Source organism: Ruminococcus sp. FMBCY1, assembly GCF_023921805.1.
GTDB lineage: Bacteria > Bacillota > Clostridia > Oscillospirales > Acutalibacteraceae > Ruminococcoides > Ruminococcoides intestinale_A.
In genome coordinates this window covers 572244-590994 of sequence record NZ_CP074197.1, presented here as the reverse complement: position 1 = coordinate 590994, position 18751 = coordinate 572244, and the positions used below count along the sequence as shown (strand labels likewise).

Genomic DNA, 18751 nt, shown 5'->3' with positions numbered 1-18751 from the left:
TTGAGTCCTCCTCAAGATTTATTAGTCAACAATATCGGAAATGTCAATTTCCTTACCGTCCTGCCAGAGTCTTTCAAGGTCGTAAAACTCTCTTGCCTCGTCTGAAAAAATATGAACGATAACATCGACATAGTCAAGCAATATCCATGAATTTGAACGGTAGCCCTCGATATGACTTACAGAAATGCCTGCCTCGTCAAGCTGATACTCAACCTCGTCCGCAATAGCTTTTACATGGGTTGAGCTTGTACCTGTCGCAATTACCATATAGTCTGCAAGCGAAGAAATATCGCCAATTTCGATTAACTTGATGTTAAGACCTTTTTTGCTGCTTATAGCCTTAGCTGTCAGAATTGATTGCTCGTAAGAATTCATTTGGCTGTTCCTTTCGTTGAATTATTTATTACAATTTCGTTGTAACAGGCAAGGGCGTCGGGGTGAATTATCATTGCCCTTTTAGACAAGTCTTTTAAAGTGAACTGCAATCCGTACAGCATTGCGTTTTCAAGAGATTTGCCTGCCTTTTTGCGCATTGTTTTTATGCCGTTATAATCTCTTTCGGCAGAAGTAAAATCCGCTATAAAAATTATCTTTTCAAGCAAAGACATACCTGCTCTGCCTGTGGTGTGGTATCTTACTGCGTTTAAAATATCTTCGTCTGTAATTTTAAGAATATCACGAATATACACACTTCCGCTTATACCATGCCACAGCTTTGTCGATTTTTCCTGCACATTATCTAAAATTATACCACCATCTGTCATAATTTGCAACTGTTCTTCTTTAGGTGTTTCTTTGGTAATGTCGTGCAGTATGCCTGCAACGGCTGCTTTTTCGGTATCCGCACCGTATTTTTTGGCAAGTCTTACAGCCTCTTTAGAAACATTTACGCTGTGCGTATAGCGGTAATCGCTCATTCTTGATTTTATAAGTTTCTTATATTCGTCTGAATTCATAAAATCACACCCTGTATAAATTATTTTCCTTAATATAATTAAAAACCCTGCTGTCAATCAGATTTTCCAATGCCGCACCGTTGTCGATGTTGTCACGCACATAGGTTGACGAAACCGTTAAAACCGAGTGATTAAGTATAATCGCCTTTGCACCCATTTTTTTGAGAACCTTATCGTAATGTTCTTTAAGTTCGGATACGCTGTCATCATCTCTCGGAATGGCGATTACGGTAGCAAGCCTGAAAATTATTTCAGGATTTTTCCAATTTTGCATAGATAAAAACATATCTGCGCCGACGATAAAATAAAAATCATCGTTTTCGTTTTGACTTTTTAAAAGCTGCAATGTACGGTAAGTGTAACTTTTGCCCTCTAATTTTATTTCAAAATCGGATACTTCCGCATACGGAAGTTCGGCACTTGCAAGGCGGCACATATTAAATCTGTGCTCGCACGAAACAAGGTTTGCGCTTTCTTTATGCGGCGGCACAAAAGTAGGCATAAGAATAACCTTATCGAGTTTTGCGGCATCGTGGCTGTACTTCGCCATTTGAATGTGACCGTTGTGTATTGGGTTAAAAGTACCGCCGAGTATTCCTATTCTGCTCATTTTCTTCTGTTCTTAGGGAGAACAATTTTAGGCTCGTCCTCATTCTTTTTATAGAGAACAAATTTTGAACCGATAACCTGTACAACTTCCGCACCGCATTTTTCGGCGATAAGTTCGGCAGCTTCTCTTGAAGAATAACCGCTGTTCTCAAGCACTTTGCCCTTTATAAGCTCTCTTGCCTTGAGTGCGTCGTCTGCCTGCTTTACAATGTTATCTGTGATTTCACCCTTACCGATCATAAGGATAGTTTCAATAGGATTTGCAAGACCACGAAGGTATGCACGCTGTTTACTTGTGAGCATTTAACTGCTCCTTCCTGAAATTTATATAAATTATTTGTCAAATCTGTTTTTCAGTTCAGCCTGTAACTTGCGTAAAGCAATTCCTCTGTGGCTGATTTTGTCTTTTTCTTCGGCTGTAAGTTCGGCAAAGCTTTTTCCGTTGCAGTCAAAAATCGGGTCATATCCAAAACCGCCGTTGCCGTTCGGAGTATGAGAAATTGTACCGTTACATATGCCGTCAACTTCAATTTTTTCTTTGTCGGATAAAATACAGCAGATTGCTGATGTAAAATGTGCTGTTCTCTTTTCGTCTGGTACACCCTGCATTTCTTCTAACAATTTAGTGTACTTTTCTTCGTCAGTGGCATTTTCTCCGCAGTATCTTGCGGAATACACACCCGGTCTGCCGTCAAGTGCGTCAACCGATAACCCTGAATCATCGGCTATGGCAGGCATACCCGTTGATTTGAAAGCGGCATTTGCTTTTATAAAAGCGTTTTCGGCAAAGGTTGTACCTGTTTCCTCAACTTCGCCGAGGTTTACACCTGCCTCTTTTGCGGAAACCGCATCTATACCGAGGGGCTTTAAAATTCTTTCAAGTTCTTTTAATTTTTTTGCGTTATTGGTTGCAATGATAAATTTCATACCGCACCTCTTAATTCTGCGCAAAGAGAGCCCTTGCAAAGTCCTCTGCATCAAACGGCTGTAAATCGTCTATCTGCTCACCTACGCCGATGTATTTAACAGGAATACCGAGTCCCTCTTTGATTGCAAGTACAACGCCGCCCTTGGCTGTACCGTCAAGTTTTGTAAGAACAATACCCGTAATGCCTGTTGCAAGGCTGAACTGTTCAGCCTGATTAACGGCATTCTGTCCTGTGGTTGCATCAAGTACAAGTAACTTTTCTTTCGATGCGTCCGGCAGTTCTCTGTCTATAATTCTGTTGATTTTTGCAAGCTCGTCCATAAGGGGTTTTTTATTGTGAAGTCTGCCCGCCGTATCGCAGATAATAACATCTGCGTGTCTTGCCTTAGCGGCTGAAATTGCGTCATAAATTACAGCGGCAGGGTCGCTGCCCTCGTTCTGCTTTATTATTTCACAGTGACTTCTGTCTGCCCAAATTTCAAGCTGCTCGATAGCTGCGGCTCTGAATGTATCGCCTGCGGCAAGGATAACTTTTTTGCCCTGTTTTGTAAGGTGATTTGCAAGTTTTCCGATTGTGGTTGTTTTACCTACACCGTTTACACCTATGACAAGGATAATAGACGGTGTGGTTGAAAGGTCGAGTTCTTCTCCGCCTCTCAACATATCGGAAACCGTTTCTTCAAGAAGTCTGTGAATTTCATTAGGATTTTTAATACCCTCTTTTTTAACTCTCTTTTTAAGCTCTTCACATATTTTTTCGGCAGTCGGTACGCCTACATCGCCCATTACAAGCAACTCTTCGAGTTCTTCAAAAAGTTCATCGTCAATCTTTGTAAAAGATTTGAGCATTGAGTCAATCTGACCGATAACCGCATCTCTTGTCTTTTTTAAACCTTCTTTAATTTTATTAAAAAAGCCCATAAAATCATCCCTTCATTAGTTAGCCTTAATGCCGAGTTTTTCGGCAATCTCGGTAGAACGCAGTTCAAGCAGTTTGGATACACCCTCGTCCTGCATAGTAACACCGTACAGTACATCTGCTTCTTCCATTGTGCCTCGTCTGTGAGTAATACAGATAAACTGCGTTGTATGGGTTAAATTTCTCATATAGTTTGCAAAGCGGTCAACATTTACATCATCAAGCGCCGCCTCAATTTCGTCCATAACGCAGAAAGGTGCGGGTCTGACTTTCATAATCGCAAAGTAAAGCGCTATGGCTACAAGTGCTTTTTCACCGCCCGACAGTGCGTCAAGATGAACAACGATTTTTCCGGGCGGATGTACAATAATGTCGATGCCGCTGTTGAGAATATCTTCCGGCTCTGAAAGCGAAAGCGATGCGGTACCGCCGCCGAACAGTTCTTTGAATGTGAAAGTGAAGTTTTTATTGATTTCTTCAAAACTCTCTACAAACACTTCTTTCATCTGTTTGGTAAGGTCGGTGATAAGTCGCTCAATTTCTCGTTTTGACTTTTCCACATCATTTACCTGTGTGCTCATAAATTCAAAGCGTTCGGAAACCTCTTTGTATTCTTCAATTGCGGATACATTTACATTTCCGAGATTTTTAATTTTTTGCTTTAGCTCGTTAAGTCGTTTTTGAGCCGCATTGGAATCGGGAATTTCTATCGCCTGTTCTTCCGCTTCACGCTTGGTCAACTCATATTCTTCCCAAAGCTTGGAAATTATATTATCGTACTGATTTTGCAAGTTGATTTTTCTTTCTTCAAGTCTTGAAAGTTCTCTGCCCGATACCTCTCGTTCCGATGTTTTGTCACGCTCAAGCGTTCTTAATTCAACACTTCTCATTTCGTAAGTATCTTTTTCACAATTAATACTTGAAATCCTTGCGTTGTGCTCTGCAATTCTCTCTGACTTGTCTTTTATTTGAGCCTCAAGTTCATCTATGTTTTTCTGAATCAAAGCATTTTTGTTTTTATAGTCCTCAATTTGTGCATTGAGTTCTCTCTGCTTTTCGCCGAAGTTATTTGATGAATTTTCCGCAAAAAGGATTTCGGAATTGAGTGCGTCAATATCCTTTTGAGCGGTTACAATTTCAAGTCGCACATTCTGTAATTGAGATGCAATTTCTTCTCGCTCCTCAATCATTTTGGCACGACTGCCCGTAATACTGTTTACCTTTTCTTCTGCCTCGGAAATTCTGCGGTTAAGCTGTGCCAGCTGTTCGCCTGCATTTTTTCTGTCCTGTGATAGGATATTTACTTTATTTGTATATTCTTCAATCTGTTTATCAAAATTTTGCAAAGCAAGTTTTGAGTTTGAAAGCTCGTTTTCGCACGCTCTGCTTTCGGCTTCCATTCTTGCAAGGCTTTGTTTCTTGTTTGAAAGGTCTGCTCTTGTACCGAGCAATTCAGCCTCAACGGCGGCATAATTCTGTGCCGCCTCACTGCACAATCTCTGTGCCTGCGCAGACTTTTCTTCAATGGCTTTTGTCTGTTCTTTTAAATCTTTAATTTCACTTGCACGGCTTAGCAAACCTGTATTTCTGTTGAGCGAACCGCCTGTTAGCGAACCGCCCGCATTTACAACCTGTCCGTCAAGTGTAACGATTTTAAAACGGTACGAATATTTTTTGGCAATCTCGACTGCGGAGTTAAGATTGTCTGCAATTACAATTTTGCCGAGCAAAGATGATAAAATATTTTTGAATTTGTTATCGCAGCTGCAAAGGTCGCTTGCAACACCGATAAAGCCATAGTTTGCTTCAAGTCCGTTTTCTCTAAGTTCTCTTGCCTTGATTGTATTAAGCGGCAGAAAAGTTGCTCGTCCACCGTCCGATGATTTAAGATAAGCAATAGCCGATTTAGCATCGTTTTCGGTTTCCGTAACAATGTTTTGCATTGCCGCTCCGAGTGCGGTTTCAATTGCAACGCCGTACTTTTGCGGTACGGAAATTACTCGGGAAACAGGGCCGCACACACCTTTTAATCTTCCGCTTTTAGATGCGTTTACCACAACTTTAACGCTCTTTGAAAAGCCTTCAAGGTTGCGTTCGAGATTTTCAAGGAAGTTGATTTTTCTTATATGTTCCTTGCTGTCAAGCAAAAGTCTGTCGCTTTCAGCCTTGTAGCTGTCACGCTTGTGTGCTTTTGACTGCAATTTAAGTTCAAGTCCCTGAATTGAATTTGTAATTGATGTAATTTCTTCCCGCAGATTTGTAAGATTTGTTGTGTATTCTTCGGAAATTTCTTCAAGCTCGTGTACTCTTGCAATTCCGTCTTTATTTGCGGTTGTAAGGCTTTCGATTCTTTCTTCAAGGTCGGAAATCGAGCTTTCCGCCGTCATATCAATTACCCTTGCATCGGCAGACTTCGTTGTAAGCATAGAAAGCTCGGAAGTAAGCTGTTGCAGTTTGTCGCCGCTCTTGCCCGTATCAAGGTTGATAACATTCAGCTTTTCGGAAAGTGCGGTGTATTCTTTCTGCTTTTCAATTATTTTTGTGTCAAGTTCAGCGATTTTCTCGTTCTTTTCCGCAATTTGAGTAGAAATAAGCTGTGAATTTTGCTGTGCGTTTTGGATTTCGTTTTCAATACGCTTTATGTTTTCTTCGTTATGAAGAATATCGTTCTTTGAAACCGAAAGCTGTGAACGCATATCGGAAATGAGTGCATCAAGTTCTGAAATAAGATGTCTTACTTCGTCGGATTTTACGGCAAGCTGTCCGTTTTTCAGATATATTTCTTCCGACTCTTTTTGAATCTGCTCGAGTATTTTTTCGGCATCATCATATTGTGCGTGAGCAATGGCGATTTTTTCGTCCTGTGTTTTAAGCGCCGCCTGACTTTTGTCAAGGGTAAGTAGCCAAAGCGCTATTTCAAGTCCACGCTTTTCTTCGGAGTATTTTAAAAATTCCTGTGCTTTTTCCGATTGCCTTTTAAGAGGACCGACACGCTCTTCGAGTTCTGTCACGATGTCACGCAGTCTTAAAAGGTTTTCCTCCGTGCTTTTCAGCTTTCGCTCCGCATCTGTTTTTCTGTAGCGATAGCGTGAAATACCTGCCGCCTCTTCAAAAATTTCTCGTCTGTCCTCGCCTTTTGAAGATACAATGCTGTCGATTTTACCCTGTCCTATCATAGAGTAACCGTCACGGCCAAGACCTGTATCCATAAAAAGCTCGTTAATGTCTTTTAGTCTGACCTGTGCTTTGTTTATGAGATATTCGCTCTCACCGCTTCGATAATAACGGCGAGTAATTGAAATTTCGTCGCCGTCGAATGCCAGCACTCTGTCTTTGTTTTCTATGTTAAGCGAAACTTCGGCATAGCCGAGTTTTTTTCTTTTGTCGGTTCCGTTAAAAACAACATCTTCCATCTTTGAACAGCGCAAGCTCTTTGGAGATTGCTCGCCGAGCACCCAACGGATAGCGTCACTGATGTTGCTTTTGCCTGAGCCGTTCGGACCTACAACAGCGGTAATGCCCTGCTCAAAAGATAATTTAGTTTTATCAGGAAAGGTTTTAAAGCCTTGAATTTCAAGTGATTTTAATCGCATTTATTACCTCTGTTTTATGTAGATTTCGTATTCGTCAAGACTTTGGTCTGTCTTGATTTTCAGCTTGTAACCCATATTGTTAAGTCTGATTATGTTTGATTTATTCTGTCCCGCAAGTTTTGAAACCGAATGAGGATTTACATATGCCTCAAAAAAATCAACCTCTTTGTCGGGATAATTTTTAATCAGTTTAGTTATTTTATCAAAAAAGATTTTGTTTTCGCAAAGTTCTTTAAATGCAGGGTGATAATTATTGCCGAGGCTGTTATTTTCAAGACTTTCGGAATAATGAAGTCCGAGCCTTATAATACGGATGTTTTCGCTTTTAAATTTTAAAATGAGCTTTGAGCAAAGTTCAACCGATTGCTCAAGTGTGTAAGGAATAAACTTTTTACTGTTATAAAGATTTGCAAGTTCGGTATCCTGCATAATAACAGTCGGATATATCCTTACAGTATCCGGTCTGAGCTTTATAAATTCATCGGCAGTATAAATGTCTTTATAAAAATCAGAACCGTACAGTCCCGTCATCATCTGCAGTCCGAGTGATATGCCGTAATTTTTTATAATGCGGCAGGCATTTCTTACATCATCCGCCGTATGTCCTCTTTCATTAAGTTTAAGCACTTCATCATTCATAGATTGAGCGCCGAGTTCAATTGAAGTTACTTTATAGCTTTTCAAAAGACTTACAATTTCATCGTCAATGCAGTCGGGACGGGTAGATAACCGAATACCTTTAAAGCTGTTGATAAACGGTTTGGTCGCATCTAAAAGTTCGAGCATATATTCTCTGTCAATTGCTGTAAAACTGCCGCCGAAAAATGCAATCTCTGCCTCTTTGGTATTTTCTTTTAAAGAATCTACGGCGATTTTTACGGCATTTGTCACATCATCGGCATTTGGCTGATACGCTTGCCCCACAATGTTTCTTTGATTACAGAAAGTGCATTTGTGAGGGCATCCGTTGTGCGGTATAAAAAGCGCCACATTAGAATGTTTAATAACCCATCAACTCCAGTGCTTCTCTTGCCGCCTGCTGTTCAGCCTCTTTTTTACTTTTTCCGCCGCCTTTGCCTATAACATTGCTGTTAAGGTGAACCTCTACGACAAAGTGCTTGTTGTGGTCGGGGCCCGATTCGGCAACGAGTACATATTCGAGCAATTCCCCGGGATTTTTCTGAATAATCTCCTGCAAAGTTGTTTTGTAATCGTTTACGGGTCTTTTCTTTGATGCCTTAATCGCAGGGATTACAAAGTTAAGAATATGCTTAGAGGCAGGCTCGATTCCGCCGTCAATATAAATAGCCGCAATCAGCGCCTCAAATGCATCCGAAAGTATTGACGGGCGTTCTGCGCCGCCGTTGTGGCGCTCGCCTTTGCTCAAAATAAGATACTTACCCAGTCCGAGTTGTTTTGCAAATACGAAAAGGCTCTTTTCACATACAAGCGAGGCTCTTAGTTTGGTAAGCTCGCCCTCCGGAAGTTCGGGGCAGTTTTTGAAAATGTAGTCAGAAACTACAATTGAAAGAACTGCATCACCTAAGAATTCAAGTCTTTCGTTATATTTGATATGTTTTGATTTGTGTTCGTTTGCATAAGAAGAATGTGTGAGTGCCTCTTCGAGCAAACTTATATCTTTAAATTTATAGCCGATTTTATTTTCAAGTTCCTGCACTTAAATCAGTCCTCCGAATTAATAACCTTTGAAATTTCACCGATCGCATCAGCAAGCACATAATCTCTTGAAAGTCTGATTGCGTTTTTAACGGTGACGGCTTTTGCACTGCCGTGCGCCTTGAACACAGGTTTTGATGCACCCAAAACAGGCGCACCGCCATATGTGTTGTGGTCAAGTTTTTTCTTAAGTTTTTTTATATCGCCGAGCACGAGCGAAGCCGAAAGTTTGCCTTTAAGACTGCCTGTAAACAAGCTCTTGATCTCGTTCATAATAACCATTGCAACACCCTCATAGGTTTTTAAAATAAGATTGCCTGTAAAGCCGTCGCATACCACAACATCGCAAATTCCCTGCGGAATATCTCTGCCCTCAACATTGCCGACAAAGTTTAAGTTGCTTTCTTTCAAAAGCTGATATGTAGTTTGATAAAGCTCTGTTCCTTTGTGATCTTCGGTGCCGACATTTGCAAGGCCTACCCTTGGGTTATCAATCTTCATAACTCTGTTCATATAAATTGAGCCCATTACCGCAAATTGAACGAGCATTTCGGGACGGCAATCTACATTTGCACCGCCGTCAACAAGCATAAAGAAACCGTTTGCGGACGGCATAACGGGAGAGAATGCAGGTCGTTTAATTCCTTTAATTCTCTTAACCGCAAGAGTTGCACCCATACAAAGAGCACCGCTGTTGCCTGCGGAAACAAAAGCGTCACCCTCGCCGTTTTTAAGCAAATTAAATCCTACAGCCATTGAGCTGTCTTTCTTTGATTTAAGAACCGCATCGGCATGGTCGTCCATAGTAATAACTTCTGTGCAATGATGAATTTCTATTCTGTCAAGAGATATATTATTGTCTTGTGCAACCTTAAGAATTTTACCCTCGTCACCTGTGAGAATAATTGATAAATCGTCAAATTCCGCAACAGCCTCCGCACAACCCTTGATTATTTCAAGCGGTGCGTTATCTCCGCCGAAGGCATCTACTATAATTTTCATTTTTACACCTCTAAATTCATATGTGTAAGATAAGCCTCAAGGCTTTTAAGCGCTCTGTCCGAATATGCTTTTCCTCGCTCCTGCTTGTCACGGGGACGATTTTCGAGAGCAGGAAGTACACCGAAATTTGCGCCCATAGGCTGGAATTTCTCCACATATTTGTCGGATATATAGCCCGCAAGAGCGCCGAGCATTGTGTCAGTCGGTAAAATCACAGGTTCTTGACTGTTTAATCTTCGCACTGCGTTTATGCCCGCAAGTATTCCCGAAGCCGCCGATTCCATATAGCCCTCAACACCTGTAAGCTGACCTGCAAAGAACAAGTTTTCATTTTCTCTCAAAGAAAAATCGGCATTGAGCAGTTTAGGTGAATTAATAAATGTGTTCCTGTGCATTACACCGTAGCGGTAAAATTCCGCTTTGTGCAATGCAGGAATCAGTGAAAATACCCTTTTCTGTTCACCGAATTTTAGATTTGTCTGAAATCCGACGAGATTATACATTGTGCCCCCGCAATTTTCTTTCCTTAACTGCAGTACAGCCCACGGTCTGTGTCCCGTTTTTGGATTTACAAGACCGACAGGTTTCATCGGTCCGAATCGCAAGGTGTTTTCACCACGCTGTGCCATAACTTCAACAGGCATACAGCCCTCGTACACCTTAGGATTGTTTACATCAAAGCTGTGCAAAGGTGCTCTTTCGGCGGTTACAAGTGCCTGATAAAAAGTTTCGTACTCTTCTTTATTCATCGGGCAATTTATATAATCGTCGCCACTGCCTTTATCGTATCTTGATGCATAGAAAGCATAATCCATATCAATGCTTTCGGCACTCACAATCGGAGCGGCGGCATCAAAGAAAGAAAGCGAAGTACCGAAGCGCTCTATTATTTTTTCGGCAAGAGCGTCCGAAGTAAGCGGACCCGTAGCAATAATTGTAATTGCATCATCGGGAATTTCTGTGATTTCTTCTTCAAAAACGGCTATGTTTTCATCGGCTCTTATTCCGTCGGTTACAAGTCTTGAAAAAATATCTCTGTCAACCGCAAGAGCACCGCCGGCAGGCACTTGGCATTTGTCTGCGCATTTCATAAGAAAAGAATCGAGTCTGCGCATTTCTTCCTTTAAAAGTCCTGCGGCGCTTTCTGTTCGCATTGCCTTTAAGGAATTTGAGCACACAAGCTCGCCAAACAAATCGGAATGATGAGCAGGCGTTTTTTTCTTCGGTTTCATTTCATAAAGGTGAACCTTTATTCCGTGAGATGAGATCTGTTTAGCGGCTTCACAGCCTGCAAGACCCGCACCTATTACATTGATATAACCTTTTTCCAAAAAGTTCACCTTTCCTTTTCAGTCGTATTAATTATTCTCCGTCTTTCTCAACGAATTCCTTTTCAAACCCGCAGCCCTCTGTTGCACAATAAAGTTTCGGCTTTTTACCCTTTTTCTTAAAGAGTATGCCGCCGCACTGCGGACATCTTTCGTTTACGGGTTCGTTCCAGCTTACAAAATCACATTCCGGATAATTTGAACAGCCGTAGAACACACGCTTTTTCTTTGTATGCTTAACAATAACATCACCGTTGCATTTAGGGCATTTAACGCCTGTCTTTTCAACAAACTTAAGAACATTCTTACATTCGGGGTAACCCGGGCAGGCAATAAATTTGCCGTATCTGCCAACCTTAACAACCATCTGTCTGCCGCATTTGTCGCAGATAATGTCTGTCTGATCTTCTTTAAGCTGGAGTTTCACACCCTCCATCTCTTCTTTGGCTTTCTTGAGAGTTTTGTCAAAATCGGAGTAGAATTCGTCAAGCAATTCCACCCATTCTTCCTGACCGTGCTCAACCTCGTCAAGGTTTTCTTCCATTTGTGCGGTGAATTTATAGTTTACAATCTTCGGAAAACGCTCTTTTAAAAGGTTTGTCATAACCTCGCCAAGCTCTGTCGGATACAAAGTTTTTGCCTCACGCTTTACATACTCACGGCTTGTAATTGTTGTAATTGTTGCCGCATAAGTTGACGGTCTGCCGATACCGTATTCCTCAAGCGCCTTAATTAACGATGCCTCGGTGTATCTTGCGGGCGGCTGTGTGAAGTGCTGATTCTTTTTAAGCTCCTTGCATTTTACAGGCATATCCTTTTCAAGCGGAGGGAGCTGTGTGGATTTTTCTTCTTCCGTATCTTTGCTTTCTACATACAAGGTTGTAAAGCCCTCAAAGTCAACATAGTATCCCGATGCCTTGAAAATGTATTCTTTAGCCGAAATTTCAGCCTGTGTGGTTTTCTGAATACAATCAGACATCTGTGACGCCATAAATCTGTTCCAAATAAGGTTATATAGCTTAAACTGGTCAGAAGTAAGACTTGCCTTTACATCTTCCGGAGAAAGGCTCGGCATTGAAGGTCTTATAGCCTCGTGACCGTCCTGTGCATTGCTCTTGGTTTTAAATACTCTCGGTTTTGCCGGCAGGAATTTTTCACCGAATCTGTTTAAAATATACTGTGCCGCCTCTTCCTTTGCCACATCGGAAATTCTTAAAGAGTCGGTTCTCATATATGTGATAAGACCCGTTGCACCCATTCCCTCAATGTCAACACCTTCGTAAAGCTCCTGGGCAACTTTCATTGTTCTTCTTGACTGGAAGCCGAGTTTTCTTGACGCCTCCTGCTGCAATGTTGATGTGATGAAAGGCGGTGCGGGGGTTTTTCTTCTTGTGCCGTGCTTTACTTTTGTAATCATATATTCGGCATCGGCAAGATCCTGTTCAATCTTTTCTGCCTGTTCCTGATTTTCGATTTTTATCTTGCCGTTGGCGTCGGAATAAAGAGAAGCCGAAAACGACTTTCTGCTTCCCTTAGGAATAAACTTAGCGTCAATAGTCCAATATTCTTCGGGCTTGAATTTTCTGATTTCTTCTTCCCTGTCAACAATAATTCTTACCGCAACAGACTGTACTCTGCCGGCTGAAAGTCCTCTTCTGATTTTTTGAGAAATGAAAGGACTTAACTTATAACCTACAAGTCTGTCGAGAATACGCCTTGCCTGTTGAGCGTTTACAAGGTCGATATTTATAGAACGGGGATGAGCCATACCGTTTGTTACGCCGTTTTTGGTAATCTCGTTAAATTCAATTCTGTTGTTGTCATCAAGAGGCAAGCCGAGAATATACGCAAGGTGCCAAGAAATTGCCTCTCCCTCTCTATCAGGGTCGGTTGCGAGGTAAATCTTGTCGCTTTTTTCTGCGAGCTCTTTAAGTTCTTCTACAAGTTTTTCTTTACCTTTGATGATTTCGTATTTTGGTGCAAATTTTTTCTTTATATCAACGCTGAGTCTGGCTTTAGGCAAATCTCTTACATGTCCCATAGACGCAATTACTTCGTAATTTCCGCCGAGGTATTTTTTGATTGTTTTAGCCTTAGCAGGTGACTCAACAATTACTAAATCTGACATTTACTGCCTCCGTTTATTTTAATACATACATTCTGCCCTGCATCGCCGTTACCAAACCTTTCATTTCAAGTTGAGTAAGGGCCGTAAGCACTTTAAATACAGGGATACCGAGTTCGCTTACTATTTTATCTATATGAACAGGCTTGTCGCCGATAGTACCGTAAACTGTTACGGCTGCATCGGACAAACCCAATGCTTTCAAATCTGAAATACTTTTCCGCACATCTGCGTTTTCTTTATTATTAACATCAGCGGAAACGCTGCTGCTTTTGCGTGCGACATTTTTAGTTTCTTTTACAGCCTTTTCGGGCTTTAAGGTTTTATCGGAAGATACGCTTGCATTAATCCTTTCAGACTTTGCCTTATCTTTTTTATTTGTGCTGTTTTTTGATTTTGCAGTCTTTTTGCCTTTTACAGGCACTGCCTCAAGGTCGGTAAAACTTATATTATCAAAATCAAGTTTTTCGTCCTCAACATATAGCCCTCTGTTTGAGTTAAACTCGCTCAAAACATCCATAAAATCAGTTACAGGGCAGGCAAGCCCGTTTTTTATAAGAGTATTCGAGCCCTCGTTCTGCGGACTGTTGTTTCCGAGCAGAGCAAAAACTTCTTTGCCCTGGTCGATTGCCATTCTTGCGGTAATCAGCGAACCGCTTTTTATTCCCGCCTCCATTACAACAAGACCGTCCGAAAGAGCGGATATGATTCTGTTGCGAGCGGGAAAATTATATCTTAGCGGCGGTTCATCGGGCGGATATTCGGATATAACCGCACCGTTTTGCGCAATTGCATTTCTCATACCCTCGTTTTCGGTAAGATATTTATAGTTGATACCGCAGCCAAGCACGCATACGGTAATTCCGTTTGCAGAAAGTGCTCCGCGGTGCGACGCACAGTCAACACCGAGCGCACCTCCGCTTATAATAACAACGCTGTACTTAGCAAGAGCATATGCAAATTTGTATGAATTATCCGTACCGTATCTTGTTGCCCGCCTTGTGCCAACAATTGAAACGCTTAGGCGGTTGTCAAGCTCCGGAAGTTGTCCGTTCACATAAAGAACGGCAGGCGGAGTATCAATATTAATTAATTTTTGCGGGTAATGCTCGTCGTCAATCGCAATTACCGAATATTTCAGTTCGTTGCATTTGCTTAATATCTCATCCGCAACCGAAACCTTAGTGTTGTTAAGTTTTCGCATTTCGTTCGGCGTAAAGATACCGCAGTGTTTCCACTCTTTTTCTCCGCCGTGAACAAACTCGGTAATGTCATTGTAAAGTTTAAAAATTCTCTTTACCTTTATATTGTTATAACCGAGTGCTTTTGAAATCCATATCCAGTAACGAGCATTTTCAGAAATCATTTCATCATTTCCCACATCAGTATTGCAGCAGCCACAGATGCGTTGAGTGATTCTGCCTTGCCCTCCATGTGTATGGTGATTTTGTTTTGGCAGGCTTTTTCTGTTTCTGCTTTTATTCCGTTGCCCTCGTTGCCTACAACGATTGCGCACGGAGTTTGAAATTTTACATCCGTAAGACTGACAGCGTCGCTGTTTACAACGGCAGCATACGAATTAATCTGCGGATTTTCGTTAAGGAAATCCTTAATTGAACTTTTGATTATAAAAGGTATTCTGAACACAGCGCCCATACTGCCTCTTACAACCTTTGGATTGTAAATATCGCAACAGTCACAGGAAAGTATAACTCCGCTGACATTAAATGCCTCTGCCGAGCGCAAAACAGTGCCGAGATTGCTTGGATCCTGCACATTATCAAGCGCCAAATATTTACTGTCACCCTTTATTGTATCAAACTCATTGGTTTTGTCAAGTGTTTTTATAACCGAAAGAAAGCCCTGTGGCGATTGAGTATCACTCATAAGGGCAAAAATGTTTTCATTTACACAGATTACATTCTTTGCTTTTTCTTCAAGTACAGCAAAGTCCTCACCGTGCTTTTGCATAGCTTTTTCGGTTACAAATAATGTCTGAATTTCCGCACCGCTGAAAACTGCGTCCATACAGATTCTTAGCCCTTCCGCTAAAAAAAGACCGCTCTTGCGGCGTTCTTTTGCACTTGACTTGAGTTTTACGGCTTTTTTTACATTAGAATTGTCTTTGCTTGTAACAAACAGCATCTTTTTTCTCCTAAAATGCCAATTGCGTTTGGTGTTACCCAAACGCAATTACAGTTTAAATTAAGCGTTTTTAGCCTGCTCAACAAGAGCTGTAAAAGCCTTAGAATCAGCAATAGCAATCTCTGAAAGCATCTTACGGTTCAATGTAATGCCGGCCTTTTTAAGACCATTCATAAATGTTGAATAGTTTGTGCCGTTTGCCTTGCAAGCTGCAGAAATACGAGTAATCCAAAGACGACGGAAATCTCTCTTTCTCTGCTTACGGCCGATATATGCATAGTTGCCAGACTTCATAACAGCCTGTTTAGCCATTTTGAAATGTCTTGATTTAGAACCCCAGTAGCCCTTGGCAAGCTTTAATACCTTTTTTCTTCTTTTGCGAGTCATCATCGCACCTTTTACACGTGCCATTATATATTACCTCCGATTATTATTTAAATAAAAAGCAGTACAAGCGATAAATTATTTATAAGGAATTAAACGCTTGATCTGAGCTACATTTGTCTTATCTGTAACAGCAGTCTGGCGTAAACCTCTCTTACGCTTTGTTGTTTTCTTGTTAAGAATGTGGCTCTTGTTTGCGTGTGCACGGATTACATTACCGTTCTTAGAAAGTTTAAAACGCTTTTTAGCACCACTGTGAGTTTTAATTTTAGGCATAATAAATATCCTCCTTAGCTGTGATTACTTATTGGACTTTGGTGCAAGAAACATAAGCATATTGCGACCTTCAAGCTTTGCAGGCTTTTCTACCGAGGCAAACTCTGCACAAGCTTCAGCAAAGCGGTTCATAGTTTCAAGACCGATTTCAGGATGTCCCATTTCTCTTCCTCTAAAACGGATAGATACCTTAACTTTATCTCCGTGCTTAATAAACTTAACAGCGTTGTTAAGTTTGGTGTTGAAGTCGTGTGTATCAATGTTTAAAGAGAGTCTAACTTCCTTAATATCAACAACATGCTGATTTTTTCTTGCTTCCTTTTCCCTTTTAGCCTGCTCAAAACGGTATTTGCCGTAGTCCATAATTTTACATACAGGCGGAACGCTCTGCGGAGCAATCTTAACAAGGTCAAGATTTTTTTGTTCTGCAAGTGCGAGAGCTTCCTTTGATGACATAATACCGAGCTGCTTTCCGTCCGAGCTGATTACTCTAAGCTCTTTATCACGGATTTCCTCGTTAATCTGAATATCTTTCTTGCTGATGGTTAAGCACCTCCAAAGTACCTTTTCAAAAAATAATGCGGACAGAAATACACCGTCCGCATTGCAATACAAATAAACTATTATGTTTAAGGTATTGACCCGTGCAGACGACACCCCACAGGTGAAAGCATTTCTGCTTTGCTTTATTGTACTTACACATTATATAACCGATTACCTGAAAAGTCAAGGGATTTTTCATTATTTTTTCATTATCGGAAAATATTTCTTGAAATATATGTGTTACTATGCTAAAATTATACCATTGGAGTGATGAAAATGCAATACGCAAATTATCAGCCCTATCCTTATTATCAAAATCATATGCAAAGTCCGCAGGAAATCAAAAAAGCGCACGATTTAAAGACTTTGCAAAAAAAATCAAGCGGATTGGGCTTTTATATTCTTACCTATTTTTTATCAATGAATATCATTGTAGTCGGTATAACATTTTTATTAACCGTGTCTACGATGCTGAATATGGATATTTCTAATTTCGATACCGAAACTTTAACGCAGTATATAGTGAGTAAATTGACTTCCGGTCCTGTTTTTTATTATATGCAGATTTTCGCAGCAGCCGCCTCGGCGACAATCACCGGACTGATATATTTAAAACTAAGCAAAACGCATATTTCAGACTGCTTGTCGGTTAAATCCGTAAAACCCGCTATGCTTATCGCCCTCGTACTTATGGGTATGGGCGTTTCAATGGTTTCAAATGTTGCCGCCGATCTTGTAAGTTCCAACTTTTCGTTAATCGGCATTGAATACAGTCTGGATATGAATATGTCATCAAGGTCTGTATTTGAAAATATTTTATATGTTGTTGCCATAGCCGTTACCCCTGCATTTGCCGAGGAATTTGCTTTTCGAGGTATTTTAATGGGTTCGCTTAGAAAATACGGAAATTCATTTGCAATAATTGTATCTGCCGTTATGTTCGGCGCAATGCACGGAAATATTATTCAGATTCCGTTTGCGTTTATACTCGGACTTATTTTTGCTTATATTGACTGCAAGGCAAACTCAATTATTCCGTCAATAATTATTCACTTTATAAATAACTTCTACTCGGTAATTATGGATATTTTGCAAAGTCAGAACATTGTTACTACCCGTTCTTTCTATATAATATACTATTCAATATTTACCGCAATGCTTGTGTTCGGAGTTTTGGCTTTCCTTTATATAATGAAAAAGGATAAAAATTTTCTTAGCATAAGCGATACCTCGAATGTTGTTTCTCTCTCACTTAAAGAAAAGATAAAATGTTTCTTTACAAGTGCAGGTACAGCTGCAATAGTTGTTATCTTCATTCTTGAAACTATCATTGCTTCTGTAGCGCTATGAGTGAATTTAATATAAAGTATATGGAAAAGGCGCTTGAGCTTGCAAGAGAGGCTTTTCAAGATGACGAAGTGCCTGTCGGTGCGGTGATTGTGCGTAATGGCGAAATCGTTGCTACAGGCAGGAACAGACGAGAAAAAGAAAAGAACGCACTTTTACACGCAGAAACCGACGCAATTAACAATGCCTGCAAAGTGCTCGGCGGTTGGCGGCTTTGGAACTGCGATATATATGTAACCCTTGAACCTTGTCCGATGTGCGCAGGCGCAATTATAAACGCTCATATTCCGAATGTGTATTTCGGTGCGTACGATTTCAAAAACGGTTCTTGCGGTACTATAACAAATCTTTTTGAAATGCCGTATAATTTCAAACCGAATTGTAAAGGCGGTATTATGCAGGAAGAGTGCGCCGAACTTCTCAAAAGTTTTTTCAAGCGATTGAGATAATTTTATTTGGAAAATATAATAACAAAAGCAAAACCGATAAGCGATTTTCAGCTTATCGGTTTTTTATGTTCTTTAGTAAAACGGTTTTAATTACTTGATAAAGCAGTTTGCTAAAGCATAATTAAATAATAATTATTTTAATTTAGAATAATCTTCATCACTTACAGGTTCAAGCCATTCGTTTGATGTATTTGTACCCGGAACTTCTACTGCAAGGTGTGAGAACCAACTGTCGGGTGCCGCACCGTGCCAATGCTTAATGCCTGTAGGAATATTTATTACATCACCCGGGTTTAACTCAACAGCCTCTTTGCCCCATTCCTGATAATATCCTCTGCCGCCTACGCAAACAAGTATCTGTCCGCCGCCATTTTCAGCATTATGAATATGCCAATTATTACGGCAAAAAACTGGACTACCCCTCCGCAATCCCTTATAGTTACGGGCTTTAACGGCATACACGTCTGTGT

The 18751-nt window shown here is 40.7% G+C and carries 19 protein-coding genes and 1 pseudogene; 2 read left to right on the top strand and 18 right to left on the bottom strand.

Going from position 1 to position 18751, the window contains the following annotated elements; translation table 11 throughout:
* Positions 1–21: 21 nt before the first annotated feature.
* Genes rsfS through infC form a run of 17 tightly spaced genes read right to left on the bottom strand, consistent with a single transcriptional unit; the run spans position 22 to position 16485 of the window.
* Positions 22–375, bottom strand: coding sequence for a ribosome silencing factor (gene rsfS / locus KGF34_RS02715; protein WP_022234905.1), 354 nt, complete (start codon positions 373–375; stop codon positions 22–24).
* Positions 372–956: a bis(5'-nucleosyl)-tetraphosphatase (symmetrical) YqeK gene (gene yqeK, locus KGF34_RS02710; RefSeq protein ID WP_186934803.1), complete on the bottom strand. Its 585-nt coding sequence runs from the start codon at positions 954–956 to the stop codon at positions 372–374. The genes rsfS and yqeK overlap by 4 nt, the downstream gene beginning before the upstream one ends.
* Before the next feature lie 4 nt (positions 957–960).
* On the bottom strand, positions 961–1566 hold the full coding sequence (nadD, locus tag KGF34_RS02705; protein ID WP_249376813.1) for a nicotinate (nicotinamide) nucleotide adenylyltransferase: 606 nt from the start codon (positions 1564–1566) through the stop codon (positions 961–963).
* Complete coding sequence (yhbY, locus tag KGF34_RS02700) at positions 1563–1868, bottom strand: ribosome assembly RNA-binding protein YhbY (RefSeq protein WP_022234902.1); 306 nt, start codon at positions 1866–1868, stop codon at positions 1563–1565. The genes nadD and yhbY overlap by 4 nt, the downstream gene beginning before the upstream one ends.
* 30 nt (positions 1869–1898) lie before the next feature.
* Positions 1899–2492: an RdgB/HAM1 family non-canonical purine NTP pyrophosphatase gene (rdgB, locus tag KGF34_RS02695; protein ID WP_252559722.1), complete on the bottom strand. Its 594-nt coding sequence runs from the start codon at positions 2490–2492 to the stop codon at positions 1899–1901.
* A 10-nt stretch (positions 2493–2502) separates the two neighbouring features.
* Positions 2503–3414, bottom strand: coding sequence for a signal recognition particle-docking protein FtsY (gene ftsY / locus KGF34_RS02690; protein ID WP_252559721.1), 912 nt, complete (start codon positions 3412–3414; stop codon positions 2503–2505).
* Between the two features lie 15 nt (positions 3415–3429).
* The gene (smc, locus tag KGF34_RS02685; RefSeq protein WP_252559720.1) at positions 3430–7005 is read right to left on the bottom strand and encodes a chromosome segregation protein SMC; all 3576 of its coding nucleotides are present in this window, start codon (positions 7003–7005) and stop codon (positions 3430–3432) included.
* A gap of 3 nt (positions 7006–7008) precedes the next feature.
* Positions 7009–7995 (bottom strand): radical SAM protein, encoded by a 987-nt coding sequence (locus KGF34_RS02680; RefSeq protein WP_252559719.1) that lies wholly within the window; start codon positions 7993–7995, stop codon positions 7009–7011.
* Between the two features lie 10 nt (positions 7996–8005).
* Positions 8006–8683 (bottom strand): ribonuclease III, encoded by a 678-nt coding sequence (rnc, locus tag KGF34_RS02675; RefSeq protein ID WP_022234897.1) that lies wholly within the window; start codon positions 8681–8683, stop codon positions 8006–8008.
* A 5-nt stretch (positions 8684–8688) separates the two neighbouring features.
* A complete protein-coding gene (plsX, locus tag KGF34_RS02670; RefSeq protein WP_252559718.1) occupies positions 8689–9684 on the bottom strand; it encodes a phosphate acyltransferase PlsX in 996 nt (331 codons plus the stop codon).
* Between the two features lie 2 nt (positions 9685–9686).
* Positions 9687–11015: a methylenetetrahydrofolate--tRNA-(uracil(54)-C(5))-methyltransferase (FADH(2)-oxidizing) TrmFO gene (gene trmFO, locus KGF34_RS02665; RefSeq protein ID WP_252559717.1), complete on the bottom strand. Its 1329-nt coding sequence runs from the start codon at positions 11013–11015 to the stop codon at positions 9687–9689.
* 31 nt (positions 11016–11046) lie between these two features.
* Positions 11047–13140 (bottom strand): type I DNA topoisomerase, encoded by a 2094-nt coding sequence (gene topA / locus KGF34_RS02660; protein ID WP_252559716.1) that lies wholly within the window; start codon positions 13138–13140, stop codon positions 11047–11049.
* Between the two features lie 13 nt (positions 13141–13153).
* A complete protein-coding gene (dprA, locus tag KGF34_RS02655) occupies positions 13154–14518 on the bottom strand; it encodes a DNA-processing protein DprA (protein ID WP_252559715.1) in 1365 nt (454 codons plus the stop codon).
* A complete protein-coding gene (locus tag KGF34_RS02650) occupies positions 14500–15282 on the bottom strand; it encodes an RNA methyltransferase (protein WP_252559714.1) in 783 nt (260 codons plus the stop codon). Before KGF34_RS02650 ends, dprA begins: the two co-directional genes overlap by 19 nt.
* 60 nt (positions 15283–15342) lie before the next feature.
* A complete protein-coding gene (rplT, locus tag KGF34_RS02645) occupies positions 15343–15693 on the bottom strand; it encodes a 50S ribosomal protein L20 (protein WP_195410260.1) in 351 nt (116 codons plus the stop codon).
* A gap of 51 nt (positions 15694–15744) precedes the next feature.
* Positions 15745–15942 (bottom strand): 50S ribosomal protein L35, encoded by a 198-nt coding sequence (gene rpmI / locus KGF34_RS02640; RefSeq protein WP_022234890.1) that lies wholly within the window; start codon positions 15940–15942, stop codon positions 15745–15747.
* Between the two features lie 24 nt (positions 15943–15966).
* Entirely contained in the window at positions 15967–16485 is a 519-nt protein-coding gene (gene infC, locus KGF34_RS02635; protein ID WP_252560198.1) for a translation initiation factor IF-3, read from the bottom strand.
* Positions 16486–16761: 276 nt separating this feature from the next.
* Here infC and KGF34_RS02630 point away from each other — a divergent pair, with 276 nt between their 5' ends.
* Together KGF34_RS02630 and KGF34_RS02625 are read left to right on the top strand one after the other, a co-directional pair.
* Complete coding sequence (locus KGF34_RS02630; protein WP_252559713.1) at positions 16762–17835, top strand: type II CAAX endopeptidase family protein; 1074 nt, start codon at positions 16762–16764, stop codon at positions 17833–17835.
* Positions 17832–18281 carry a nucleoside deaminase gene (locus KGF34_RS02625; protein WP_195410262.1) on the top strand — a complete coding sequence of 150 codons (450 nt, stop codon included), beginning with the start codon at positions 17832–17834 and terminating at the stop codon, positions 18279–18281. Before KGF34_RS02630 ends, KGF34_RS02625 begins: the two co-directional genes overlap by 4 nt.
* Positions 18282–18413: 132 nt before the next feature.
* Here the strand turns inward: KGF34_RS02625 and KGF34_RS02620 are convergent.
* A pseudogene (locus tag KGF34_RS02620) lies at positions 18414–18686 on the bottom strand (cupin domain-containing protein); the annotation flags it as partial.
* Positions 18687–18751 lie beyond the last annotated feature (65 nt).

Coding starts and splice junctions, on each gene's coding strand:
- yqeK (WP_186934803.1), bottom strand. CDS start 956: ATGAATTCAGACGAATATAAGAAACTTATAAAATCAAGAATGAGCGAT.
- yhbY (WP_022234902.1), bottom strand. CDS start 1,868: ATGCTCACAAGTAAACAGCGTGCATACCTTCGTGGTCTTGCAAATCCT.
- rsfS (WP_022234905.1), bottom strand. CDS start 375: ATGAATTCTTACGAGCAATCAATTCTGACAGCTAAGGCTATAAGCAGC.
- rpmI (WP_022234890.1), bottom strand. CDS start 15,942: ATGCCTAAAATTAAAACTCACAGTGGTGCTAAAAAGCGTTTTAAACTT.
- KGF34_RS02650 (WP_252559714.1), bottom strand. CDS start 15,282: ATGCTGTTTGTTACAAGCAAAGACAATTCTAATGTAAAAAAAGCCGTA.
- rplT (WP_195410260.1), bottom strand. CDS start 15,693: ATGGCACGTGTAAAAGGTGCGATGATGACTCGCAAAAGAAGAAAAAAG.
- rdgB (WP_252559722.1), bottom strand. CDS start 2,492: ATGAAATTTATCATTGCAACCAATAACGCAAAAAAATTAAAAGAACTT.
- KGF34_RS02630 (WP_252559713.1), top strand. CDS start 16,762: ATGCAATACGCAAATTATCAGCCCTATCCTTATTATCAAAATCATATG.
- KGF34_RS02625 (WP_195410262.1), top strand. CDS start 17,832: ATGAGTGAATTTAATATAAAGTATATGGAAAAGGCGCTTGAGCTTGCA.
- plsX (WP_252559718.1), bottom strand. CDS start 9,684: ATGAAAATTATAGTAGATGCCTTCGGCGGAGATAACGCACCGCTTGAA.
- ftsY (WP_252559721.1), bottom strand. CDS start 3,414: ATGGGCTTTTTTAATAAAATTAAAGAAGGTTTAAAAAAGACAAGAGAT.
- nadD (WP_249376813.1), bottom strand. CDS start 1,566: ATGAGCAGAATAGGAATACTCGGCGGTACTTTTAACCCAATACACAAC.
- smc (WP_252559720.1), bottom strand. CDS start 7,005: ATGCGATTAAAATCACTTGAAATTCAAGGCTTTAAAACCTTTCCTGAT.
- topA (WP_252559716.1), bottom strand. CDS start 13,140: ATGTCAGATTTAGTAATTGTTGAGTCACCTGCTAAGGCTAAAACAATC.